The following is a 22241-nucleotide window of genomic DNA, read 5'->3' on the forward strand; positions in this document are numbered from 1 at the left end:
CATGGTGCAACAACTGGTGTTCGAGGCACCGCGGCGCGCACTGCCGCCGCGGCATCTGGCCGACCTCGACGAGGCGGGCCGCGCCGCCGCCGTCGCGGAGCTGGGCCTGCCGGCTTTTCGCGCTAAGCAGCTGGCGCACCAGTATTACGTCAGGCTGATCGCCGACCCGCGGCAGATGAGCGACCTGCCGGCTGCGGCCCGCAACCTGGTCGGCGAGGCGCTGTTTCCCACGCTGCTGACCCCGGCCCGCGACATCGCCTGTGACCACGGCCAGACACGCAAGACGCTGTGGCGCGCCATCGACGGCACGACGTTCGAATCGGTGCTGATGCGCTACCCGCAGCGCAACACCGTGTGCATCTCGTCGCAGGCCGGCTGTGGCATGGCATGTCCGTTCTGCGCGACCGGGCAGGGCGGGCTGAACCGCAACCTGTCGACCGCGGAGATCCTCGAGCAGGTGCGGGCCGCGGCCGTCGCACTGCGCGACGACTGGGGTGACCGGTTGTCCAACGTCGTGTTCATGGGCATGGGCGAACCGCTGGCCAACTACGCGCGGGTGGTTGCCGCGGTGCGTGGCATCACCTCCGGCTTCGGGATCTCGGCCCGCTCGGTGACGGTGTCGACGGTCGGTCTGGCCCCGGCCATCCGCAAGCTGGCCGACGAGCGGCTCGGGGTGACGCTGGCGTTGTCGCTGCACGCGCCCGACGATGAGCTGCGCGACACGCTGGTGCCAGTCAACAATCGGTGGAAGGTCGGCGAGGCGCTCGACGCCGCCCGCTACTACGCCGACGTGACGGGTCGACGGGTCTCGATCGAATACGCGCTGATCCGCGATGTCAACGATCAGCCTTGGCGGGCCGACCTGTTGGGAAAGCTGCTGCACCGCGCGCTCGGACCGCTGGCGCATGTGAACGTCATCCCGCTCAACCCGACGCCGGGCAGCGAGTGGGACGCCAGCCCCAAGCCGGCCCAACGCGAGTTCGTCCGGCGAATCCGCGCCAGGGGCGTCTCCTGCACCGTCCGCGACACCCGCGGCCGGGAGATCGCCGCGGCCTGTGGTCAGTTGGCCGCCGACGGCTAAGCCGTCGACTTTTCTATGCCGAGACTGCGCTCAGCGTGTGACTGCTGCCCCGCGCAGGCGCTGACCGCAGTCTCGGCGCTGTCAGCGCAGTCTCGGCAGTTCGGCGCTATCGGAGCCAGCCGCGCCGGCGACCCCACCAGTCGCGCACGACGACGAACAGCACCAGAGCCGCGAAGCTGATCAGAAACCAGTCTTCGATGTGGCCGACGTGATTGCCGCGCAGCATCAGTAGCAGGAAGCCGACGACGCACAACCCGACGATGCGCCAGGTGCGGTAATTGATCTTGCTCCAGCCCCAGGCTGCGGACGGCACATCGGCGGTGTACACCCCGGCGTCGCGCTGCTCCACCTCAGTACTGACCACGACGTCACCTCCGGTTGGGATTGCCAGTGCCCCGACATTCTGGCACACCCCGGTTTGCCGGGTCTCGGCTATGCGGGTGGCATCAGCACGGTGTCGATCATGTACACCGTCGCATTGGCGGTGCCGATACCGCCGCAGGTGACCGCTGCGTTGTTGACCTTGAGGTCGTCGCTGGTACCGGTGACCGTCAGCGTCGCATTGTTGTCCAGCGTCTGATGTACGCCGTCGGCCTGCGCCGGTGTCAGCTGACCGTTGACCAGGTGATAGGTCAGGATGCCGTTCAAAAACGCTGCGTCGGTCTTGAGCCGGTCCATGGTGGCAGCGTCGAGTTTCTCGAACGCCTTGTCGGTCGGGGCGAACAAGGTGTACTCGCCCTTGTTCAGGGTGTCCACCAGGTTCACCTGCGGGTTGAGTTTGCCGGAGAACGCTTGGGTCAGCGTGGTGAGCTGCGGGTTGTTTGAGGCGGCCACGGCGACGGTGTCTTTGGCCATCCCGGAAACCGAGCCGGGCCCGGTGGGCACCTGCTGCTCGTATTCCGCGCAGCCGGGACCGACCGGATTGCCTGCCGGTGTTGGGCTTCCGGTCGTCGTGGGTGCCGACGTGGTGATGAGCACCGTCGTGGTCACGGTCGCCGGTGCGGACTGCGCCGGCTGGTGGACTTCGGTTGTGGTACAGCCCGACAACCCCGCCACTGCGATCGCCGCGAAGCCGGCCGCGGCAAGTGCTTTGTGCTGCATAGCGTCCATGGCTGCCATCTCCCGTTCTTGTGGCCATTAGGTGTTGGTCGCCCTTCCCGCTTTGGGCGGGTGTTAAACGCAACGCCGAGCACCGCGCGGCACAATAAGTGGGTGACGAGCCGCCGCAAGGTTCTGGTGCTGGGCAGTACCGGGTCCATCGGTACCCAGGCGCTGGACGTCATCGCGGCCAATCCGGACCGGTTCGAATTGGTCGGGCTGGCCGCCGGGGGCACCAATTTGGATCTGCTTGCCCGGCAGCGCGCCGAGACCGGGGTCACCAACATCGCCGTGGCCGACGAGCACGCGGCGCACGCCCTCGGTGAGGTCAGCTACCACGGGCCTGATGCGGCTACCCGTCTGGTCGAGGAGACCGAGGCCGACGTCGTGCTCAACGCGCTGGTAGGAGCGCTGGGATTGCGGCCCACGCTGGCAGCGCTGGCCTGCGGTGCCCGCCTGGCGCTGGCCAACAAGGAGTCGCTGATCGCGGGCGGCCCGCTGGTGCTGCAGGCGGCGCAGCCGGGTCAGATCGTGCCCGTCGACTCCGAGCACTCCGCGCTGGCCCAGTGCCTGCGCGGCGGCACCCCGGATGAGGTCGCCAAACTTGTGCTCACCGCCTCCGGCGGGCCGTTCCGGGGCTGGTCGGCCGCCGACCTCGAGCACGTCACCCCCGAGCAGGCCGGCGCCCATCCCACCTGGTCCATGGGGCCGATGAACACGCTGAATTCGGCGTCGCTGGTAAACAAGGGGTTGGAGCTCATCGAAACCCACCTGCTGTTCGGGGTGCCTTACGACCGCATCGACGTGGTCGTGCACCCGCAGTCGATCGTGCATTCGATGGTCACCTTCACCGATGGCTCGACGATCGCGCAGGCCAGCCCACCGGATATGAAGCTGCCGATCGCGCTGGCGTTGAACTGGCCGGAGCGGGTGCCCGGCGCGGCCGCGGCCTGCGACTTCTCCACCGCGTCAAGCTGGGACTTCGAGCCGGTCGACAACCGGGTATTTCCCGCCGTCGAGCTCGCCCGGCGGGCCGGCGAAGCCGGGGGCTGCATGACGGCGGTCTACAACGCCGCCAATGAAGAAGCGGCGGGCGCCTTCCTGGCGGGCCGGATCGGCTTTCCGGCGATCGTGCGCACAATCGCCGACGTGTTGCACGCCGCAGGCCAATGGGCCGCATTACCCGCTACCGTGGATGACGTACTCGACGCGCAGCGCTGGGCCCGTGCGGAGGCCCGACGCGGGATTGAGCGAGCCACACAGGAGGTCATAGGCACCCGATGATGTTCGTTGTCGGCATTGTGCTGTTCGCGCTCGCCATCCTGATCTCGGTGGCGCTGCACGAGTGCGGGCATATGTGGGTCGCGCTCGGCACCGGTATGAAGGTGCGCCGCTATTTCGTCGGCTTCGGTACGACGCTGTGGTCGACGCGGCGCGGCGAGACCGAATACGGCATCAAGGCCATCCCGGCGGGCGGATTCTGCGACATCGCCGGCATGACCTCGGTCGAAGAACTGCTGCCCGACGAGCACGACCGCGCCATGTACAAGCAGAAGACCTGGAAGCGCACCGCGGTGTTGTTGGCCGGCCCCGGCATGAACTTCTTGATCGGCCTGGTGTTGATCTATGGCATCGCCGTCGCCTGGGGACTGCCGAACCTGCATCCCGACGATCGGGCGGTTGTCGGTGAAACTGCCTGCGTCGCACCGGAACTCACTAAAGGCGAGCTGGCCAAGTGCAACGGGCCCGGACCGGCGGCGATTGCCGGAATCAAGTCCGGCGACGTGATCGCCACGGTGGGCGCCACCGACGTCCACAGCTTCGGCGAGCTGGTCGATGCGGTGCAGAAACTCACCGGCCCCACGCCGTTCGTCATCGAGCGCGACGGCGCCAAGTTCACCGTCATGGTCGACGTCACCCGAACGCAGCGGTTCGCCAAGCCCGGCGACCAGAAGCCGAGCCCAGTGGGGGCCATCGGCATCAGCGCAGCGCAGTTCGGGCCGACGCACTACAACGCGCTGACGGCCATCCCCGGCACCGTGACCTTCACCGGTGATTTGGCTGTCGAGCTGGGTAAGTCGCTGGCGAAGATCCCGACCAAAGTCGGCGCGTTGGTGCACTCGATCGGCGGCGGTGAGAGGGACCCGGAGACGCCGATCAGTGTGGTCGGGGCGTCGATCATCGGCGGCGACACCGTCGATCATGGGTTGTGGGTGGCGTTCTGGTTCTTCCTGGCGCAGTTCAATTTCGTGCTGGGTGCCATCAACCTGGTGCCGCTGCTGCCGTTCGACGGTGGGCACGTCGCGATAGCGGTATTCGAGAAGCTCCGCAACCTGGTGCGGTCGGCCCGCGGGAAGGTCGCCGCAGCACCGGTCAATTACCTCAAGCTCATGCCCGCCACCTATGTCATTTTGGTGGTGGTGGTCGGCTACATGCTGCTGACCGTGACCGCCGACCTGGTCAATCCGATCAGGTTGTTCCAGTAGGAGATTCACCGATGGCCACCGGCCAAAACATTGGACTGGGCATGCCGGCACCGCCGGCGCCCACGTTGGCGCCGCGGCGCAAGACCCGTCAGCTGACGGTGGGTGACGTCGGCATCGGCAGCGATCATCCGATCGCCGTGCAGTCGATGACCACGACGAAAACCCACGACGTCAACGCCACGTTGCAGCAGATCGCCGAGCTGACCACCGCCGGCTGCGACATCGTGCGGGTGGCCTGCCCGCGCCAGGAGGATGCCGACGCGCTTGCCGAAATCGCCCAGCACAGCCAAATTCCGGTGATCGCCGACATCCACTTCCAGCCCAAGTACATCTTCGCCGCGATCGATGCCGGCTGCGCGGCGGTGCGGGTCAATCCGGGCAACATCAAGGAATTCGACGGGCGGGTCGCCGAGGTCGCCAAGGCCGCCGGTAAGGCCGGTATCCCGATCCGCATCGGTGTCAACGCGGGCTCGTTGGACAAGCGGTTCATGGACAAGTACGGCAAGGCCACCCCGGAGGCGCTGGTGGAATCGGCGCTGTGGGAGGCGTCGCTGTTCGAGGAGCACGGCTTCGGCGACATCAAGATCAGCGTCAAGCACAACGACCCGGTCGTGATGGTGAGGGCCTACGAACAGCTGGCCGCCCAGTGCGACTACCCGTTGCACCTTGGGGTCACCGAGGCCGGCCCGGCGTTCCAGGGCACCATCAAATCCGCGGTCGCATTCGGCGCGCTGCTCTCACAGGGCATCGGCGACACCATTCGGGTGTCGCTGTCGGCGCCACCGGTTGAAGAGGTCAAGGTCGGCAACCAGATCCTGGAGTCGCTGAACCTGCGGCCGCGCTCGCTGGAGATCGTGTCGTGCCCGTCCTGCGGTCGTGCGCAGGTCGACGTCTACACCTTGGCCAACGAGGTCAGCGCCGGCCTCGACGGGCTCGACGTGCCGCTGCGGGTGGCTGTCATGGGTTGCGTGGTCAACGGTCCGGGGGAGGCCCGCGAGGCCGACCTCGGCGTGGCATCGGGCAATGGCAAGGGCCAGATCTTCGTTCGCGGCGAAGTGATCAAGACCGTGCCCGAAGCGCAGATCGTCGAGACGCTGATCGAAGAGGCCATGCGATTGGCCGCCGAAGGCGGCACGCCGTCGGGTCCGGACGCATCTGCGAGCGGTTCCCCGGTTGTGACCGTAAGCTGAGGGAGCCCGTTCGGGCTACCTGATCGCAGAAAGAGTCAGTATGTCGGCTCCGCCCATCCATCGCTTGGTCGACGAGCGGCGGGTGTCGGTGGTGCGGGATGCCGCCGCGGTGCGCCGCGTCCTCGACCACGACCCCGTCGGGTCGTGCATGGTCGCCGCACGGGTCGCCGACCACGGCATCGACCCGACTGCGATCGGCGGCGAACTGTGGACTCGGCGGGGCGCCGATGAGTCACTGTGCTACGCCGGTCCCAATCTGATCCCGCTGCGTGGCGGGCCGGCCGACTTGGCTGCGTTTGCCGACGAGGCCATGGGCGCCTCACGACGATGCTCGTCGCTGGTCGGCCGGGCCGAATTGGTGATGCCGATGTGGCAGCGGCTCGAGTCGGTCTGGGGCCCGGCCCGCGACGTGCGTGCCCATCAGCCGTTGATGGCGTTGAACTCGATGCCGGCCTGCGCGATCGACCCCGGCGTGCGCCAGGTGAAGCTCCCCGAGCTCGACGCCTACCTGGCGGCGGCCATCGATATGTTCATCGGCGAGGTCGGCGTCGACCCACGGTTGGGCGACGGCGGTCGCGGCTATCGCCGTCGGGTGGCCAGCCTGATCAGCCAGGGCCGGGCGTGGGCCCGCTTCGAGCACGGCGAAGTCGTCTTCAAGGCCGAAGTCGGCTCCCAGTCACCGCATGTCGGCCAGATCCAAGGGGTGTGGGTGCATCCCGATCGCCGCGGCCAGGGCTTGGGTACGGCCGGCACCGCGACATTGGCGGCGGTGATCGTCGGCACCGGGCGAATCGCCAGCCTGTACGTCAACAACTTCAACACCGTGGCCCGCGCTGCCTACACCCGCGTCGGCTTCACCGAAGTCGGCGCCTTCGCGACCATCCTGCTGGACTGACTCGTCGGGGCGGTTTGCGACCGTAACGCCACTGCGGCGATCGGGCGGTTTTTTCACCGTGGCGTTCCGCTCGTCGGCCCACACTCGGTGCGCCTCCGACCGCACAGAGACTCGATTTCATAACATTTGCCTCAATGGCAACAAAAACCACATTTGCATCGCAAGCCGCCTGTCTGCTGCTGGTCGCGATCGCCGCCTTGCCCGCCTGCACGCCGCGCCCCGATGGGCCGGGTCCGGCCGCCGAGCGATTCTTCGCCGCCTTGTCCACCGGCGACACTGCCGCCGCCGCGGAGCTCAGCGATGACCCGAGCAATGCCCGCGAGGCGCTCAATGCGGCGTGGGCCGGCTTGCAGGCTACCCACCTGGACACCCAGCTCCTGGGCTCGCGCTACACCGAGGACACCGGCACGGTGGCTTACCGCTTTACCTGGCAGCTACCGAAGAATCGGGCCTGGACCTATGACGGGCAACTGAAGATGGCCCGCGACGAGGGTCGCTGGCTGGTCCGGTGGACCACCACCGGACTGCACCCGCGGCTCGGCGAGCATCAGACGTTCGCGCTGCGGGCTGATCCGCCACGACGTGCCGGCGTCAACGAACTCGGCGGTACCGACGTGTTGGTGCCCGGCTACCTCTACCACTACACGCTGGATGCCGGCCGGGCCGGCGGGCAGCTCATTGCGACCGCCCGCGCGGTCATCGACGCCCTGCACCCCTTTGACGACGCGCTGAACGACCCGCAGTTACTCGCCGAGCAGGCCAGCTCGTCGGTCAAGCCGCTGGATCTGATCACGCTGCGCGCCGACGACAACAACGCCGTCGCTCCGGCAATCGGAAACCTGCCCGGGGTGGTGATCACCCCACAGGCCGAGCTGCTGCCGACCGACGAGCACTTCGCGCCCGCGTTGATCAGCCAGGTGAAGCAGGCCGTCGCCGACCAACTCGACGGCCAGCCCGGCTGGCGGGTGGTCAGCGTCAACCAGAACGGAGTCGACGTCGCGGTGCTGCACGAGGTCGAACCCTCACCGGCGCCGTCGATCTCGATCAGCCTGGACCGCTCCGTGCAGAACGCAGCCCAGCATGCCGTCGACAACCAGAGCCGCCAGGCGATGATCGTGGCGATCAGGCCCTCGACCGGTGAGATTCTGGCCGTTGCCCAAAACGCCGCCGCCGACGCCGACGGCCCGATCGCCACCAGCGGCCTGTATCCACCCGGGTCGACGTTCAAGATGGTCACCGCCGGTGCGGCGATCGAGCGCGACATGGCCAGCCCCAACACGCTGCTGGGCTGCCCGGGCACGGTCGACATCGGGCACCGCACCGTGCCCAACTACGGCGGGTTCGATCTGGGTGTGGTGCCGATGTCGCGGGCCTTCGCAAGTTCCTGCAACACCACGTTCGCCGAATTGGCCAGCCGGATGCCGCCTCGAGCGTTGACGCAAGCGGCCGCCAAGTACGGCGTCGGCCTCGACTACCAGGTAGACGGCATCACCACGGTCACCGGTTCGGTGCCGCCGACGGTGGATCTGGCCGAACGGACCGAGGACGGCTTCGGCCAGGGCAAGGTGCTGGCCAGCCCGTTCGGCATGGCGCTGGTCGCGGCCACGGTGGCCGCCGGGAAGACGCCGGTGCCGCGGCTGATCGAGGGCCGGGAGACGACGGTGGCCGGCGATGGCACACCGGTGAGCCCCAAGATGCTCGACGGTCTGCGGCCGATGATGCGGCTGGTGGTGACCAACGGCACCGCGACGGACATCTCCGAGTGCGGCGCGGTGTTCGGGAAGACGGGGGAGGCCGAATTCCCGGGCGGATCGCACTCGTGGTTCGCGGGGTACCGCGGTGATATGGCATTCGCGGCGCTGATCGTCGGAGGCGGCAGCTCGGAATACGCGGTGCGGATGACCAAGTTCATGCTGGGCCAGCTGCCGGGCGACTACCTGGCTTGACGGCCGACGAGCGGAGCGGTCCGCGGCACCGGCGGCGGCGGTACATTGAAACAGCTATGACCCAGCCTGACCAATTGACCGAGCTGCGGGTTTCGGATGCCGACCGCAACGGCACACTGCGCCGGCTGCACAACGCGGTCGCGCTGGGGCTGATCGACATCGGCGAGTTCGAGGAACGCTCGTCGCAGGTGTCCTACGCCCGGACTCGCATCGAGCTGGACAGCCTGGTCAGCGACCTGCCCGGACCCGGGGCGATCGTCACCTCGGCAGCCGACCGGGTCGAACTGCGCGGCTGGCTCGGCTCCCTCAAGCGGCGCGGCGGATGGATGGTGCCGACCCGGCTGGCGCTGGTGCGCCGGGTGGGGTCATGCGAGTTGGACCTGGTGAACGCGCGTTTCGCCGGCCCGGTCGTCGTCATCGAGCTCGACATGAAGTTCGGATCGGTCGAAATCCGTCTGCCCGAAGGCGCCAGCGCCTCGATCGACGACGTCGAGGTTTACGCCGGCAGTGCCAGCGACCGCCGCAAGACCGCGCCCGCCGAAGGCACACCCCATGTGGTGTTGACCGGCCGAGTGGTCTGCGGCTCGGTGGTGATCAAAGGACCGCGCCGGTCGTTGCTGCGGCGGCGTTAGCGCCGGAAAAGCGTCGCGCCGGCGCGCGCCAGCCGACCCCATCCGCGCGGCCGGCGGATCAGCGTGAGCATCAGGGGAACCGCGTTGAAGTAGGAGACTCGTTCGGCGATCAGTCCGTCGGCGAACGCGAAGCGATCGACGGCGTCCCACGCGATCGGCTTACCGCCGTAGGTTCCGCTCAACGTGAACTCGATGAACACCTCCGCGTTGCCGTGGCCGACGGTGCGCACGTCGGCGTGCAGGTCGGGAATCAGTGCGAACAGCCGCTGGAACGCTGACCGGCAGGCCCGCTTGCCGCGCAGGGTGCCCATCATCGGCTGGACCAGCACGATGTCGTCGCTCCACAATGCCTCGTGCCTGGGCAAATCCGGCGTGCGCCAGGTGTCGGCGAACCGCTCGGCGAACTGTGCGGTGAACTCTGCGTCAACGTTGTCGATCTCCATGGTCGTGCAATGTAGCCCGAGCATCCGACTACCCTGGCGACATGCCTGTTCGCACCGCACTTTCCCCCGGCGTGCAGTCTCCGACGCTGCCGGTGCCGGCGTCGGTCCCTCGCCCCGAATACGTCGGCAAAGCCACCGCGCGCGAGGGCAGCGAGCCGTGGGTGCAAACTCCCGAGGTCATCGAGAAGATGCGCACTGCGGGCCAGATCGCGGCCGGCGCGCTGGCCGAGGCGGGCAAGGCCGTGGCGCCCGGCGTGACTACCGATGCGCTGGACCGGGTCGCGCATGACTACATGGTCGGCCACGGCGCCTACCCGTCGACCCTGGGCTACAAGGGTTTCCCCAAGTCGTGCTGCACGTCGCTGAACGAGGTGATCTGCCACGGCATCCCCGACTCGACGGTGATCGAGGACGGCGACATCGTCAACATCGACGTCACCGCCTACATCGACGGCGTACACGGCGACACCAATGCGACGTTTCTGGCCGGCGACGTCTCCGAAGAGCACCGGCTGCTCGTCGAGCGCACCCACGAGGCGACGATGCGCGCGATCAAAGCCGTCAAACCGGGCCGGGCATTGTCGGTGGTCGGGCGCGTCATCGAGTCGTATGCAAACCGGTTCGGCTACAACGTGGTTCGCGACTTCACCGGTCACGGCATCGGCACCACGTTCCACAACGGATTGGTGGTGCTGCACTACGACCAGCCCGCGGTCACCACGATCCTCGAGCCGGGGATGACGTTCACCATCGAGCCGATGATCAACCTCGGCGCGCTCGACTATGAAATATGGGACGACGGCTGGACGGTGGTCACCAGAGACCGCAAGTGGACCGCGCAGTTCGAGCACACCCTGCTGGTCACCGACAGCGGCGCCGAAATCCTGACGCTGCCGTGAGCGCGCGACCAGACGCAGAATCGCACGATCGCGGCACGAAAAATGCGATTCTGCGTCTGGTCGCGCAACCAACGTGAGCGGGGCGCTGCTGGTCGCGGGCACCAGCTCCGACGCCGGGAAATCGATGGTGGTGGCCGGGCTGTGCCGGCTGTTGGCGCGCAAGGGCATCCGGGTGGCGCCGTTCAAGGCGCAGAACATGTCCAACAACTCCGCCGTCACCGTCGAAAACGGCGAGATCGGCCGGGCGCAGGCCGTCCAGGCCCGCGCCGCAGGATTGCCGCCGAGCGTCCGGTTCAACCCCATCCTGCTCAAACCCGGCAGCGACCGCAGTTCGCAGCTGGTGGTCCGCGGCCAGGTCGCCGGCTCGGTCAGCGGCAGCGGTTACTGGACCCAGCGCAACGAGCTGGCTGCTGTGGTGGCCGACGAATTGGCAGGCCTGCGCGCCGAATTCGACGCGGTGATCTGCGAGGGCGCCGGATCGCCTGCGGAAATCAACCTGCGCGAAAATGATCTGGTCAACCTGGGACTCGCCCGGGCCGCGCACCTGCCGGTGATCCTGGTCGGCGACATCGATCGTGGCGGGTTGCTGGCCCATTTGTTCGGCACCGTCGCGGTGCTCGACGCGCCAGACCAGGCACTGATCGCCGGGTTCATCGTCAACAAATTCCGCGGCGACCTCACGCTGCTGGCGCCCGGTCTGCGGCAATTGGCCGACCTCACCGGCCGTCCGACCTACGGCGTCCTGCCCTACGCCGAGGAACTATGGATGGATTCGGAGGATTCCGTCTCGGTGATGGATCACCGGGTGATGGGTACACCGCAACCGCCGCGCGGGCGGGGCCGGCTTCGGGTCGGTGCGCTGCGGCTGCCGCGAATCTCCAACTCCACCGACGTCGAGGCGCTGGCCTGCGAGCCCGGGGTGGTGGTGCGCTGGGTCAGTGAGCCTGCCGACCTGACCGACGTTGACGTGATCGTGGTGCCGGGCAGCAAGGCCACGGTCGACGATCTGCGCTGGTTGCGCGCGCGCGGCCTGGACCGGGTGATCGCAGCGCATGCCGAAGCCGGCCGGCCGGTACTGGGTATCTGCGGCGGTTTCCAGATGCTGTGCCGCTCGATCGACGACCGGGTGGAAACCCGGTCCGGGCGCGTCGACGGGCTAAGTCTGCTCGACGCCGACATCGTGTTCGACACCATGAAGGTGCTGCGCCGGTGGCAGGGCTCGCTGAGCGGCTACGAGATCCACCACGGCCGGGTCGCTCGCTGCGCGGAAGCGGGCTGGTTCGACGCGTACGGTTCACCGCAGGGTTATCGACGTGGCCATGTGTACGGCACCCACTGGCATGGCCTGTTCGACAACGACGAGTTTCGGCGAAAGTGGTTGACTGCGGCGGCCGCCGCCGCGGGACGGGATGGGTTCGTTGTGGCTGACGATGTGGATGTGGCGGCGCGCCGCGACGGTCAGCTGGACCTGATGGCCGATTTGTTGGCGGCTCACGTCGACCTCGACGCGGTCATCGGTCTACTCGACAACGGCCCGCCGTCGCGCCCGACTGTCGTTGCGGGTCTGCGCGATTAGCGGGCCGTTGCCAAAATCGCGCTAGCGCAAGCGTTCTGAGCACATCGCGACCGTCAGAGGTTCTATTCGACATCAGTTCGCCTGATATCCATCTGAGAGTCCGTGCAGAAACGCCACGCGCGGAGAGCAATCGCTGTAGCTTGCGAAAGTGCCCTCGACGATGATGACCACCATCGACGGATTCCCGATCGAGGTCAATATCGCGGGCCCGGAACGGGGCTCGGTCGTCGTGGTGCTCGGTGCGGCTCAGCGGCCACTGGCTGCCTACGACCCGCTCTGTGAACGCCTGCACACCGCCTCGCTGCGAACGCTCGTCATCGGCCCGGACCAACGGCTGACCGCCAAATCCGTGGTCGGCATTCTCGACGTGCTCGATATCGACTGGGGCGTGCTGGTGGGCGATCGTATCGGCGGCGAACTGGCCTGGGAGCTCGCGGCCACCAGATTGGACCGCTTCACCGGTCTGGTTGTCATCGATCGCGGGCATCCGCGCGCACCCGACCTCGCCGGCGTCATCCTCGACCGAGACTGCCCGCCGGTGGAGATCAACACCACCGCGCTGGTCAGCACGCCCGCCGCGGAGGCGGTGGCCCGCGCCAGCCAGCGGTTCGTCTACGGCGATTACCGCGTGGTGGAGATGCTGGGGCGTCGCAACGCCCAGGATTCCATTGCGCAGTTGGCCGCCGAGATCGTCCTGCGTACCAGCACCTGGTGACCGACCGCGGCCGCGGCATCGGCCTACGGTGGTGACGTGCAAACCTCGCGACCCCCGATGATCGGCATGACCACGTATCTGGATCAGGCCCAGACCGGCATTTGGGATGTTCCGGCGAGTTTTTTGCCGGCCGTCTACTTCCAGGGCATCACGCGAGCCGGCGGCGTGGCGACGCTGCTGCCGCCCCAGCGGGTGGACGCGGACATCGCCGAGCGGGTGCTTGACGGGCTCGACGCCCTGGTGATCACCGGCGGCAAAGACGTCGACCCCGCCGCCTACGGCCAGCAACCGCATCCGGCCACCGACGAGCCCGGCCGGCAACGCGACGTCTGGGAATTCGCCCTGCTGCGCGGAGCGCTGCGGCGCGCGCTGCCGGTGCTGGGCATCTGCCGGGGCGCGCAGGTGCTCAACGTGGCGCTCGGCGGAACGCTGCATCAGCACCTGCCCGACGTCATCGGACACAGCGGCCACCGGGCCGGCAACGCGGTGTTCACCACGCTGAAGGTGCGCACCGTGACCGGCACCCGGCTGGCGGGATTGCTGGGGGAGTCGGCCGACGTGCGCTGCTATCACCACCAGGCCATCGCCGACGTCGGCGACGGACTGATCGTCAGCGCGTGGGACGTCGACGGTGTGATTGAGGCCCTGGAGTTGCCGGGTGATGATTTCGTACTCGCCGTGCAATGGCATCCCGAGGAAAGCCTCGACGACCTCCGGCTGTTCACGGCGATCGTCGAGGCGGCGCGCGCGTATGCGAGCGTGCACGAATGAGCCCGGATCTGAACCGGCGGCTGGCCGGCAAAATCGCCGTCGTCACCGGCGCCGCCGGCGGCATCGGTCTGGCCACCGCGCAGCGGCTGCACGCCGAAGGGGCCACGATCGTCGTCGGCGACATCGACCGGCAGGCCGGCGCGCAGGCCGCCGATGACTTGGCCGGTTTGTTTGTGCCGGTGGATGTTTCCGACGAAGCCGCCGTCAACACCCTGTTCGACACCGCGGCGGCAACCTACGGTTCGGTCGACATCGCGGTCAACAACGCCGGCATCTCACCGCCGGAGGACGAGCTGATCGAGAACACCGAGCTGCCGGTGTGGCAGCGGGTGCAAGACGTCAACCTGAAATCGGTCTACCTGTGCTGCCGGGCGGCGTTGCGTCACATGGTGCCCGCCGGGCGCGGCTCGATCGTCAATGTCGCCTCGTTCGTTGCGGTGATGGGCTCGGCGACATCGCAGATCTCCTACACCGCTTCTAAGGGCGGAGTGGTGGCGATGTCGCGTGAACTTGGGGTGCAGTTCGCCCGGCAGGGTATCCGGGTCAACGCGCTGTGCCCGGGGCCGGTGAATACTCCGTTGCTGCGGGAGCTTTTCGCCAAGGATCCCGAGCGCGCCGCACGCCGGCTGGTGCACGTGCCGATGGGCCGCTTCGCCGAAGCACCCGAAATCGCCGCCGCCGCGGCATTCCTGGCCAGCGACGACGCCTCGTTCATCACGGCCTCGGCGTTTCTGGCCGACGGCGGTATCAGCGCCGCCTACGTCACGCCGGTGTAGTCGGCGAGGTCAGCCGCACCCCAACTCTGGGCGTTCTGACCAAGTCGTCGAGAATTTTGATGACCGTGGCCAACTCGGCGCGACTGTAGCGGGTCAGGAATTCCTCGAGCCCGCGGTTCATCTCGTCGTGAAGCTGCCGATGCGCTTGGGCAACGATGCGGCCATCCTCGGTGAGTCGCAGCGCGACTTCCCTGCGATTGCCAGGTACCGGTGCACGACGGACCAAGCCGGCGTCGACGAGGCGTTGGACGTGCTTGGACACCGTTCCCTTCAATTGGCCGGCCCGGGCGGCCAGCGCTACGACGTTGATCGGCTCGTCGCTGATGTGGTCGAGCAGATGCATGCTCAGCGTCGGCATCGCTCGCACGGTGCGCTGCATGCGCGACGGGAGGTGTGCGGCCATGAAATCTCGCTCGGCGTCGACGTCGGCGCTGTCGAATTTGTCGCCGACGGCTTGGACCAGCCGACTGATTTCGGCGACGGCGGCCGCCTTCGTTTTCACGGAAACCATCTTGTCATATCGGCAAACACAGCGTATGTTTCAATGGAAACCATTTCATTGGAAACTATGGAGGTCGGGAATGAAGGCGGCGGTTATCCAGACTTTGGGCCGGCCACCGGTCTATGCCGATTTTGCCGAGCCGTCGGCCCGCGACGGCGCGGAAGTGGCGACGGTGGAGGCAGCCGCCCTGACCAACTTGGTTCGCGGATTGGTCTCCGGGTTGCATTTCGCCAGCGCCGAGTTACCGCTACCGAGCGTTGCCGGCGTGGACGGAGTGGCTCGCCTTTCCGACGGGCGCCGCGTGTACAGCGGCGCACTCAGACCCCACGGGATGATGGCCGAACGTACCTTGATCGACCCGCGCGGCGCCGTCGAGATCCCCGACGATCTGGACGCGGCGACGGCCGCGGCGGCGCCGAATCCCGGTATGTCGGCGTGGATGTCGTTGGAGCATTCCGCGCAAGTGGGCCCCGAGCACCATCTGCTGGTGCTGGGCGCTACGGGCGTCACCGGGTCGCTGGCCGTCCAGCTGGCCAAAAAGATGTTCGGTGTCGGCCGAGTGGTGGTAGCGGGTCGCGATCCTGACCGGTTGGAGTGGTTGGAAAGTGCCGGCGCCGACGAGGTGATCCGGTTGGGCGACGACGATGTGGCCGCCCGGGTCGCGGCCGCGCACCGAGACCGGCCGTTCGACGCCGTACTTGACTACCTGTGGGGTGAGCCGGCCGAACAGGTCTTGGCTGCGCTGAGCAACAACGCCCTGCTCGCTTCGTATCACGCCACGCGGTTCGTCCAGGTCGGATCCATGGCAGGCGCCGACATCACGTTGCCCGCCGGCATCTTGCGCAGCGCTGGTATCCAGCTGGTGGGCCTGGGTCCGGGCAGCGTGCCGTTCGAGGTGTTGATGCGGGCGCGCAGCGAATTTCTGCCACGCCTGTTCGCGATGACCGTGTCCGGTGAGCTGCAATTGACCACACAGCGCCGGCCGCTGGCCGACGTCGAGGCGGCATGGACCCAGCGTGAACCCTCCGGCACCCGGGTGGTGTTCACGCCGTGAGGGCGTTATCCGGCGGCCGGCGGATGCGCCATCACGCTCGGGCGGAACCCGTAGCGGGGCGCGGAGCCATTCAGGCCGTGTCCACCCGCGCCTGCCAGCGGCATCCCGCCGAGCATGCTGGGGGCCACGGTCGACCCGGCAGCCGGCAACGCACCCAGCCCGGTGCCCGGCAATGAGGTAAGCGGGCTCATCGCCGCCGGCGCAAGCCAAGTCGGCGGCACCGACAATGGTCCGATCGACGCGGCCTGGCCCAAACCGGCCGCTACTCCGCCGAGTCCGCCGAGTCCACCGAGCGGGCCTGCCAATGCGCCGCCGAGTCCTTCGGCGGCCGCCGCCCCGCCAGCCGCAGCCGCCCCCTCGGCTGCCTCGGCAGCCTCACCGACGCCCGCCATCGCGGCGAAATCGGTCATGGTGCCCAGGAAGTTCCCCGGCATATAGAACCCGGACGAGAAGATGGTGTTCCAAAAATTGTCGTTCAGTCCCAGACCCTCCGAACCAAACAGGCCATCCGGAAACAATGAGCCCAGGAAACCCGAGCCCAACGTCGACGATGCCGGGGAGGAGAGTCCCTGCAGCGTCTGCGGGATGGTGGTCGTCAATTGCGAAAGAGCCGTCTGGGTGCCTGCGACGGTTGCCGTTCCGGTGGCTTGAGTAACCGCGGCGGCCTGCAGGACCGGACCAGCGGTCGTGGTGGTCACCGGCGGTTCGGTGAAGGGCGCCAACGCCGATGCGACCGCCGACGATCCGGCGTAGCCGTACATCGCCGCGGCGTCCTGTGCCCACATCTCGGCGTAGTGCGCTTCGGTGGCCGCGATCGCTGGAGTGTTCTGGCCGAGGAAGTTAGTCGCGACCAACGACGCCAGCAACGTACGATTAGCGGCGATCACCGGCGGGGGCACCGTCATGGCGAACGCGACTTCGTAGGCGCCGGCAGCAGCCTTGGCCTGGATGGCCGTCAGTTGAGCTTGCGCGGCGGCGCTGCCCATCCACGTCACATACGGGGCGGCGGCTGCGGCCATCGACGCCGAGGCCGGGCCGCGCCATTGGCCCGTAGCCAGATTGGTGACCGCTGACCCGTAATCTGCGGTCGCAGAGCCCAATTCGGCGGATAGGTTGTCCCACGTCGTAGCAGCGGCCAACAGTGGGCCGGCGCCAGCTCCCGCATACATGCGGGCGGAGTTGATTTCTGGTGGTAAGGCTGCGAAATCCATTGTACTGCTCCTCAACTCGCGGCCACGGCGTTAGCTGTCTCGGTGGTCGCGTAGGACCCCGAGCTGGTCGCCAGCATCGTCACGAACGCGTGGTGGATGGCGGTGGCTTGCGCGCTGACCAGTTGGTACATCTGGGCGTGCGCGGCGAATTGTGCTGCGGTCAGCGCTGATACCTCGTCGGCAGCGGCGGGAATGAGCGCGGTGGTGGGTACCACCGCTGCGGCATTCTGGGCACTTACCACCGAGCCGACGGATTGCAGATTTACCGCCGCTGCGGACAGTGCTTCGGGTACGATGTTGACGAATGACATGGACTGCTCCTTCGAAATACCAGATCGCCCCGGTGGACTAGTCCATACCTGGGCGCATGCAGGCAACGCACGCCCATATTTGCGCAGGCGTGCCTGAAAACTGGCCCGGTGCATGCGTGTAGACAGCAGGCATCGCGCCGGGACCGAATCGAAACCTTACGGTCGTCGAATTCGGACGGTTATGTCCGAGCTGACAATCACAGTTCCGCCCATCGCGCGGGCGACACTGCGCTGATCGTGGGTGTCGTTGACTACCCGCACCTGGTACGGCGGTGAACGCGGCCTGATATCAACCCAAGCCGACTTCTCGACGCGTTTCAGCCGACGCGTTCGGCCTGCACGGCCCACTTCTCCTCGATACGGCCATAACGCCAGACCAGCAGAGCGACAACCCATGTCGCCACGAACAGTCCGACAATGACAAAGCCGACGGCATTGAGGTTCAGCCCGCCGACCCAATCCCAAAATGGGCCGCCCCAGCCGAATTGATCGGCGAATAGGCCAAGCAGTTCCACGCTGCCGATGAGCAGGGCGACCGCCACGGACAGCCCGGTGATGGTGATGTTGTAGTACACCTTGCGTACGGGATTCGAAAAGGCCCAGCCGTAGGCGAAGTTCATGAACGAACCATCGATGGTGTCCAACAAGCACATTCCGGCGGTGAACAGCACTGGCAGACACAAAATGGCATACCAGGGCAGGCCGGCCGCAGCGCTGGTGCCGGCCAGCACCAGCAGCGCGACCTCGGTGGCGGTATCGAAACCCAGTCCGAACAACAGGCCGACCGGATACATATGCCAGGACGCGGTAATCGATTTGGTGAAGCGACCAAGGAACCGGTTGAGTAATCCGCGGTTGTTCAGCTGTTCTTCCAGTTCGTCCTCGTCGTAAACGCCGCGGCGCATCTGGGCGAACACGCGCAGGATCCCGACCAGGATGACGACGTTGAGGGCGGCGATCAGGTACAAGAACACACCGGAAACCGTGGTGCCGATCAGGCCGGTGTAGTGATGCAGGGCCGAAGAATCCTGTCTGACCGGCCCAACGATCGCTTTGATGCCGAACGCCAGCAGCAGCGCCAGCCCGAAGACGACAGAGGAGTGGCCCAGCGAGAAGAAGAAGCCGACGGCCAGCGGGCGCTGCCCGTCGTTCATCAGCTTGCGGGTGGTGTTGTCGATCGCCGCGATGTGGTCGGCGTCAAAGGCGTGCCGCAGTCCCAGGGTGTAGGCCGTCAGACCGATGCCGATACCGAAGGCCTTGTCTCCGACCGAAAAGTGCGCCGGCTCGACGACGAGCACCAGCGTGCACCAACCGACCAGATGCAGCGCGGCGATCACCGCGAACATGGCGCACAGACGTAGCCACTCGTCTGGCGTCAAGGCGTTTCGCAACCTCGACCACGACGATTGCTGCTGACCGAATGCAGCGCCGGCCATGTCGTGTCCTCTCCGCACAAGAAGAAAACCCCGGCCATTGACGACGGTAATCCATCGGTAAGCGTCATGCAGACGATTTGCAGTAATAATGCAAATCATTTGCAAGTGGAATATCGTGGAATTTAGTGGAATTTCGTAGCAACGCTGAAAATTGCGTCCTCGCTCAACGCCGGTACGTGATCAACGGGATCGCCAGCTCGGCAGCCGTGGCAGCGCCGTGGAATCCGACCAGTTGTGCCACTTCCGGCGGCTCGAAACCGGTGGCCAACACCGCAAAATCGCCGGTGCAGGTGACGACGACATCGCCGATCCTGCCCAGATGATCGTCGTCCACCGGTCCGAACAAGCCTGCCGCGACGGCATTTTCACGGCTGCGCACCTCGGCGCGCCCGGCCAGTATCTCGCTCCACGCCGCGAGGACGTCCGGCGCCGCACCGGCGACGGTATGGAGGTAGCGCACCCGCGGATCGCCGGCGGCCACCCGTACTCCGGCAGCCAGCTGCGCGTCGGTCCCGAGGTCGATTCGCGCGCCCGCCGGAATGTTCAGGCCGCCGTGGTCGGCCGTGACCAGCAGCGCCGCATCTGCCGGCAGCGCCTCGACCAGCCGGGTGAGCAGTGCGTCGACGTAACCGGCGGCGCTATGCCATTCCGGTGAACCAATCCCGAACACATGCGCCGCGGTGTCGAGGGCGGCGGTGTAGCCATAGACCAGGCCCGGTCCTGCCGCCAGCTCGTCGGCCACCCGCTGCGCGTAGTCATCGCCCGGATCCGCCGGACGAAAGTCCGCGCCGCGGTAGGCCGCTTCGGTGAGGCCGCTGCCGATGAACGCGGCCGGCAGCACCGCCCGCGCGCTGATGCCCGCCGCGGCGAGCCGTTCGAACCAGGTCGAGACGGGCTGCCACTGGGCGGGCGGTGGGTCGTCGCGCCACAAGATATGGTGCAGCACTCGGTCGGTGGCGGGCAGCTTGACGGTGAAGCCCAAAACGCCGTGCCGGCCCGGCGGGACACCGGTGCCCAACGAGACCAAGCTGGTCGGCGTCGTCGACGGGAACGTGCACGCCAGTTCCTGGAGCCGTCCGACCTCCCCGGCCAGGATCGACGCGAGCAGCGGAGCGCTACCGGCCAGCGCCGGCAGCAGATGCCAGCCCATCCCGTCGACCAGAATGACGGCGACGCGGCGCACGTCGCCCACCGTTTCGGTGATCCCCAACGCGTCGACCGCTTCCGGTGCTGACAGCAGCGCAGCCGCGGCGGGCAGCACGTCGCAGATTGAACCGACCACGGATGTCAGTCTGGCAGCTTCCCGGCTCCTCGATCCTGGTCATTGGGCGCGATTCGGCCATCAGGTGCGCGCATACTGGTGAAGTGACCAAGCCATCCGCGTTGGATCCGACGGTCACCGAGCGGATCGGCGAGTTGCTGCGCGCACATGGGCTGCGGCGGATGGCTTCACGGATTGCGGTGTTGGCCGTGCTGGAGCCGGTCCACGGTCATTTGTCGGTGGCCGAAATCGACCAGCGACTGCGCCAATGTTTACCCGCCGGTGAACAACCGCCGGATCTGGCGACGATCTATCGGACAGTGACCACCTTGGTCGAGCAGGGTGTGCTGCACGCTCTGACCCTCGAGGGCGGGGTCACCACCTATGGGCTGGCCGAGGATCCGCACCATCACGCGGTGTGCACCCGGTGTGGCTCGATCATCGAGGTGCCCGCCCAACAGCTGAGCTCGGCGCTCGAGCATGCGATGGAAGGCAGTTCGTTCAGCCTGTCCGAGCGCGCCGGTCTGACCTTGCACGGCCTGTGCCCGGCATGTCAGTCGAACGACCGGCCGCCGTCAGCTCAATCCGAGTAGCGCGTTCTCCACCACCTCGGGCAGCGCCGGGTGAATCCAGTATTGGCTGCGGGCCATCTGATCGGCCCTCAGCCCGCAACTCATTGCCTGAATCAGCGGCTGGATGATCGAGGATGCCTGGTGGCCCATGATGTGGGCCCCGAGTAGCCGCCCGCTACCGCATTCGGCGACGAGCTTGACAATGCCGGTGGTGTCCTCCATCGCCCAGCCGTAGGCGACGTCGCCGTAGTCCTGCACCTTGACCGACACGTCGAAACCCTTTGCGACGGCCTGGTTCTCGGTCAGGCCGACACTGGCAATCTGCGGATCGGTGAACACCGCCGAGGGCACGTAGCGGTGGTCGGTGGCCATCATCGCCTCGGTGTCGTCCCAGTCGCACAGCAGATTGTGTTGCACGACGCGCGCTTCGTGATTGGCCACATGCTTGAGCTCATACGGGGAGGAGACATCACCGAGCGCGAAAACATTACGGGCGGAGGTCCGTTGGTACTCGTCGACCACGATGCGGCTGTGCGAGACGTCGATCCCGGCCTGCTCGGCGTCGAGCAGATCGCCATTGGGTATCCGCCCGGTGGCCACCAGCACCGCGTCGGCGCTCAGCTTGGAGCCGTCGTCGAGTTCGAGCACGATGCCCGAGCCGTCATGGCTGGCGTCGACGACGTTGCGATGGGTGCGTAGTTCCCATGTGGTCGAGGCGATGCGGGTGAAGCGTTCGCACAGCGTGTCGTCCAGGTGCCGCAGCAGCGTGCCGCCCCGGATCACCAGCGTGATCCGAACACCGAGCGCCGAGAAGATGTGTGCGAATTCGGCTGCCACGAAACCGCCGCCGATGATCACGAGATGCTCAGGTAACTCGGCGATACGCATGATCGTGTCGCTGGTGTGGTATTCGACGCCGCACTCGAGGACGGCCGGCGGAGCAACCGGCCGTGACCCTGCGGCGATCACCACTTGGTCGGCGGTGAACTCGTCGCCGTCGTCGGTGCGCAGCAGGTAACGACCGTCGGGCGCAACCGGGCCGAAACGCGTGTGGCGCCCGTACACGTCGACGTTGGGGGAGGCACGTCGATAATCCTGCCCGCTGATCCCGATCGGGTCGATGCGGCCGAAGATGCGTGAAACGATGTCATCCCAACGCACGCCATCGATATGCGCGTCGATACCGTAACGCGCTGCGCCGCGGATGGTTTGGGCAACCTCGGCAGCGTAGACGAACATCTTGGTCGGGATGCATCCGACGTTGAGACAAGTGCCGCCGAAGACGCCCTGTTCGCAGATGGCGACTCGTTTGCCGGCATAGCGTTCGTCGAGAACACTGTTGCCCGAACCGGTTCCGATGATCGCAAGGTCGTAAGTTTCCATGTC

At 67.0% G+C, this 22241-nt stretch carries 23 protein-coding genes; 14 read left to right on the forward strand and 9 right to left on the reverse strand.

What is annotated here, in order from left to right:
- Nucleotide 1: 1 nt before the first annotated feature.
- Nucleotides 2-1081: a dual-specificity RNA methyltransferase RlmN gene (gene rlmN / locus AC5Y42_RS07485; protein WP_499896990.1), complete on the forward strand. Its 1080-nt coding sequence runs from the start codon at nucleotides 2-4 to the stop codon at nucleotides 1079-1081.
- 106 nt (nucleotides 1082-1187) lie between these two features.
- On the opposite strand, the gene AC5Y42_RS07490 is transcribed toward rlmN, so the two are convergent.
- Both AC5Y42_RS07490 and AC5Y42_RS07495 read right to left on the reverse strand, forming a co-directional pair.
- Complete coding sequence (locus tag AC5Y42_RS07490) at nucleotides 1188-1445, reverse strand: DUF2631 domain-containing protein (protein WP_499896992.1); 258 nt, start codon at nucleotides 1443-1445, stop codon at nucleotides 1188-1190.
- 68 nt (nucleotides 1446-1513) lie between these two features.
- A complete protein-coding gene (locus AC5Y42_RS07495; protein WP_499897548.1) occupies nucleotides 1514-2191 on the reverse strand; it encodes a fasciclin domain-containing protein in 678 nt (225 codons plus the stop codon).
- A 102-nt stretch (nucleotides 2192-2293) separates the two neighbouring features.
- Here AC5Y42_RS07495 and dxr point away from each other — a divergent pair, with 102 nt between their 5' ends.
- The 6 genes from dxr (at nucleotide 2294) to AC5Y42_RS07525 (ending at nucleotide 9328) form a co-directional block, all read left to right on the forward strand.
- Nucleotides 2294-3463, forward strand: coding sequence for a 1-deoxy-D-xylulose-5-phosphate reductoisomerase (gene dxr, locus AC5Y42_RS07500; protein WP_499896993.1), 1170 nt, complete (start codon nucleotides 2294-2296; stop codon nucleotides 3461-3463).
- A complete protein-coding gene (locus AC5Y42_RS07505; protein ID WP_499896995.1) occupies nucleotides 3460-4665 on the forward strand; it encodes a M50 family metallopeptidase in 1206 nt (401 codons plus the stop codon). The genes dxr and AC5Y42_RS07505 overlap by 4 nt, the downstream gene beginning before the upstream one ends.
- 11 nt (nucleotides 4666-4676) lie before the next feature.
- Nucleotides 4677-5855 (forward strand): flavodoxin-dependent (E)-4-hydroxy-3-methylbut-2-enyl-diphosphate synthase, encoded by a 1179-nt coding sequence (gene ispG, locus AC5Y42_RS07510; protein ID WP_499896996.1) that lies wholly within the window; start codon nucleotides 4677-4679, stop codon nucleotides 5853-5855.
- A 40-nt stretch (nucleotides 5856-5895) separates the two neighbouring features.
- Entirely contained in the window at nucleotides 5896-6750 is an 855-nt protein-coding gene (locus AC5Y42_RS07515) for a GNAT family N-acetyltransferase (protein WP_499896997.1), read from the forward strand.
- Between the two features lie 134 nt (nucleotides 6751-6884).
- A complete protein-coding gene (locus AC5Y42_RS07520; protein WP_499896999.1) occupies nucleotides 6885-8696 on the forward strand; it encodes a penicillin-binding transpeptidase domain-containing protein in 1812 nt (603 codons plus the stop codon).
- Nucleotides 8697-8752: 56 nt separating this feature from the next.
- Nucleotides 8753-9328 carry a DUF1707 SHOCT-like domain-containing protein gene (locus tag AC5Y42_RS07525; RefSeq protein WP_499897000.1) on the forward strand — a complete coding sequence of 192 codons (576 nt, stop codon included), beginning with the start codon at nucleotides 8753-8755 and terminating at the stop codon, nucleotides 9326-9328.
- On the opposite strand, the gene AC5Y42_RS07530 is transcribed toward AC5Y42_RS07525, so the two are convergent.
- On the reverse strand, nucleotides 9325-9771 hold the full coding sequence (locus AC5Y42_RS07530) for a nuclear transport factor 2 family protein (protein ID WP_499897002.1): 447 nt from the start codon (nucleotides 9769-9771) through the stop codon (nucleotides 9325-9327). The two genes, AC5Y42_RS07525 and AC5Y42_RS07530, sit on opposite strands and share 4 nt — an antisense overlap.
- A 41-nt stretch (nucleotides 9772-9812) precedes the next feature.
- On the opposite strand from AC5Y42_RS07530, the gene map reads away from it, so the two are divergent.
- The 5 genes from map (at nucleotide 9813) to AC5Y42_RS07555 (ending at nucleotide 14508) form a co-directional block, all read left to right on the forward strand.
- On the forward strand, nucleotides 9813-10670 hold the full coding sequence (gene map / locus AC5Y42_RS07535) for a type I methionyl aminopeptidase (protein WP_499897003.1): 858 nt from the start codon (nucleotides 9813-9815) through the stop codon (nucleotides 10668-10670).
- 73 nt (nucleotides 10671-10743) lie between these two features.
- Nucleotides 10744-12246, forward strand: coding sequence for a cobyric acid synthase (locus tag AC5Y42_RS07540; RefSeq protein ID WP_499897005.1), 1503 nt, complete (start codon nucleotides 10744-10746; stop codon nucleotides 12244-12246).
- Between the two features lie 163 nt (nucleotides 12247-12409).
- Nucleotides 12410-12961 carry an alpha/beta fold hydrolase gene (locus AC5Y42_RS07545; protein ID WP_499897550.1) on the forward strand — a complete coding sequence of 184 codons (552 nt, stop codon included), beginning with the start codon at nucleotides 12410-12412 and terminating at the stop codon, nucleotides 12959-12961.
- Nucleotides 12962-13018: 57 nt separating this feature from the next.
- Nucleotides 13019-13732, forward strand: coding sequence for a gamma-glutamyl-gamma-aminobutyrate hydrolase family protein (locus AC5Y42_RS07550; protein WP_499897552.1), 714 nt, complete (start codon nucleotides 13019-13021; stop codon nucleotides 13730-13732).
- On the forward strand, nucleotides 13729-14508 hold the full coding sequence (locus AC5Y42_RS07555; protein WP_499897007.1) for a 3-oxoacyl-ACP reductase: 780 nt from the start codon (nucleotides 13729-13731) through the stop codon (nucleotides 14506-14508). Before AC5Y42_RS07550 ends, AC5Y42_RS07555 begins: the two co-directional genes overlap by 4 nt.
- Here AC5Y42_RS07555 and AC5Y42_RS07560 read toward each other — a convergent pair.
- A complete protein-coding gene (locus tag AC5Y42_RS07560) occupies nucleotides 14495-15010 on the reverse strand; it encodes a MarR family winged helix-turn-helix transcriptional regulator (protein ID WP_499897008.1) in 516 nt (171 codons plus the stop codon). The genes AC5Y42_RS07555 and AC5Y42_RS07560 overlap by 14 nt on opposite strands.
- Nucleotides 15011-15089: 79 nt before the next feature.
- On the opposite strand from AC5Y42_RS07560, the gene AC5Y42_RS07565 reads away from it, so the two are divergent.
- Nucleotides 15090-16064, forward strand: coding sequence for a zinc-binding dehydrogenase (locus AC5Y42_RS07565; RefSeq protein WP_499897010.1), 975 nt, complete (start codon nucleotides 15090-15092; stop codon nucleotides 16062-16064).
- 5 nt (nucleotides 16065-16069) lie between these two features.
- Here AC5Y42_RS07565 and AC5Y42_RS07570 read toward each other — a convergent pair whose 3' ends face one another.
- The 4 genes from AC5Y42_RS07570 to AC5Y42_RS07585 form a co-directional block, all read right to left on the reverse strand.
- Nucleotides 16070-17275 (reverse strand): PPE family protein, encoded by a 1206-nt coding sequence (locus AC5Y42_RS07570; RefSeq protein ID WP_499897012.1) that lies wholly within the window; start codon nucleotides 17273-17275, stop codon nucleotides 16070-16072.
- Between the two features lie 11 nt (nucleotides 17276-17286).
- Nucleotides 17287-17586, reverse strand: coding sequence for a PE family protein (locus tag AC5Y42_RS07575; protein ID WP_499897014.1), 300 nt, complete (start codon nucleotides 17584-17586; stop codon nucleotides 17287-17289).
- Nucleotides 17587-17903: 317 nt separating this feature from the next.
- Nucleotides 17904-19022, reverse strand: a complete 1119-nt coding sequence (gene nicT / locus AC5Y42_RS07580; RefSeq protein WP_499897016.1) for a Nickel transporter NicT — start codon at nucleotides 19020-19022, stop codon at nucleotides 17904-17906.
- A 163-nt stretch (nucleotides 19023-19185) separates the two neighbouring features.
- Nucleotides 19186-20304, reverse strand: a complete 1119-nt coding sequence (locus AC5Y42_RS07585) for an alkaline phosphatase family protein (protein WP_499897017.1) — start codon at nucleotides 20302-20304, stop codon at nucleotides 19186-19188.
- A gap of 83 nt (nucleotides 20305-20387) precedes the next feature.
- Between AC5Y42_RS07585 and AC5Y42_RS07590 the strand changes: the two genes are divergently transcribed.
- Nucleotides 20388-20876, forward strand: a complete 489-nt coding sequence (locus AC5Y42_RS07590; RefSeq protein WP_499897019.1) for a Fur family transcriptional regulator — start codon at nucleotides 20388-20390, stop codon at nucleotides 20874-20876.
- Here the strand turns inward: AC5Y42_RS07590 and mtr are convergent.
- Nucleotides 20859-22238 (reverse strand): mycothione reductase, encoded by a 1380-nt coding sequence (mtr, locus tag AC5Y42_RS07595; RefSeq protein WP_499897021.1) that lies wholly within the window; start codon nucleotides 22236-22238, stop codon nucleotides 20859-20861. The two genes, AC5Y42_RS07590 and mtr, sit on opposite strands and share 18 nt — an antisense overlap.
- Between the last annotated feature and the right edge of the window lie 3 nt (nucleotides 22239-22241).

It is taken from the genome of Mycobacterium sp. NGS48 (assembly GCF_059812585.1).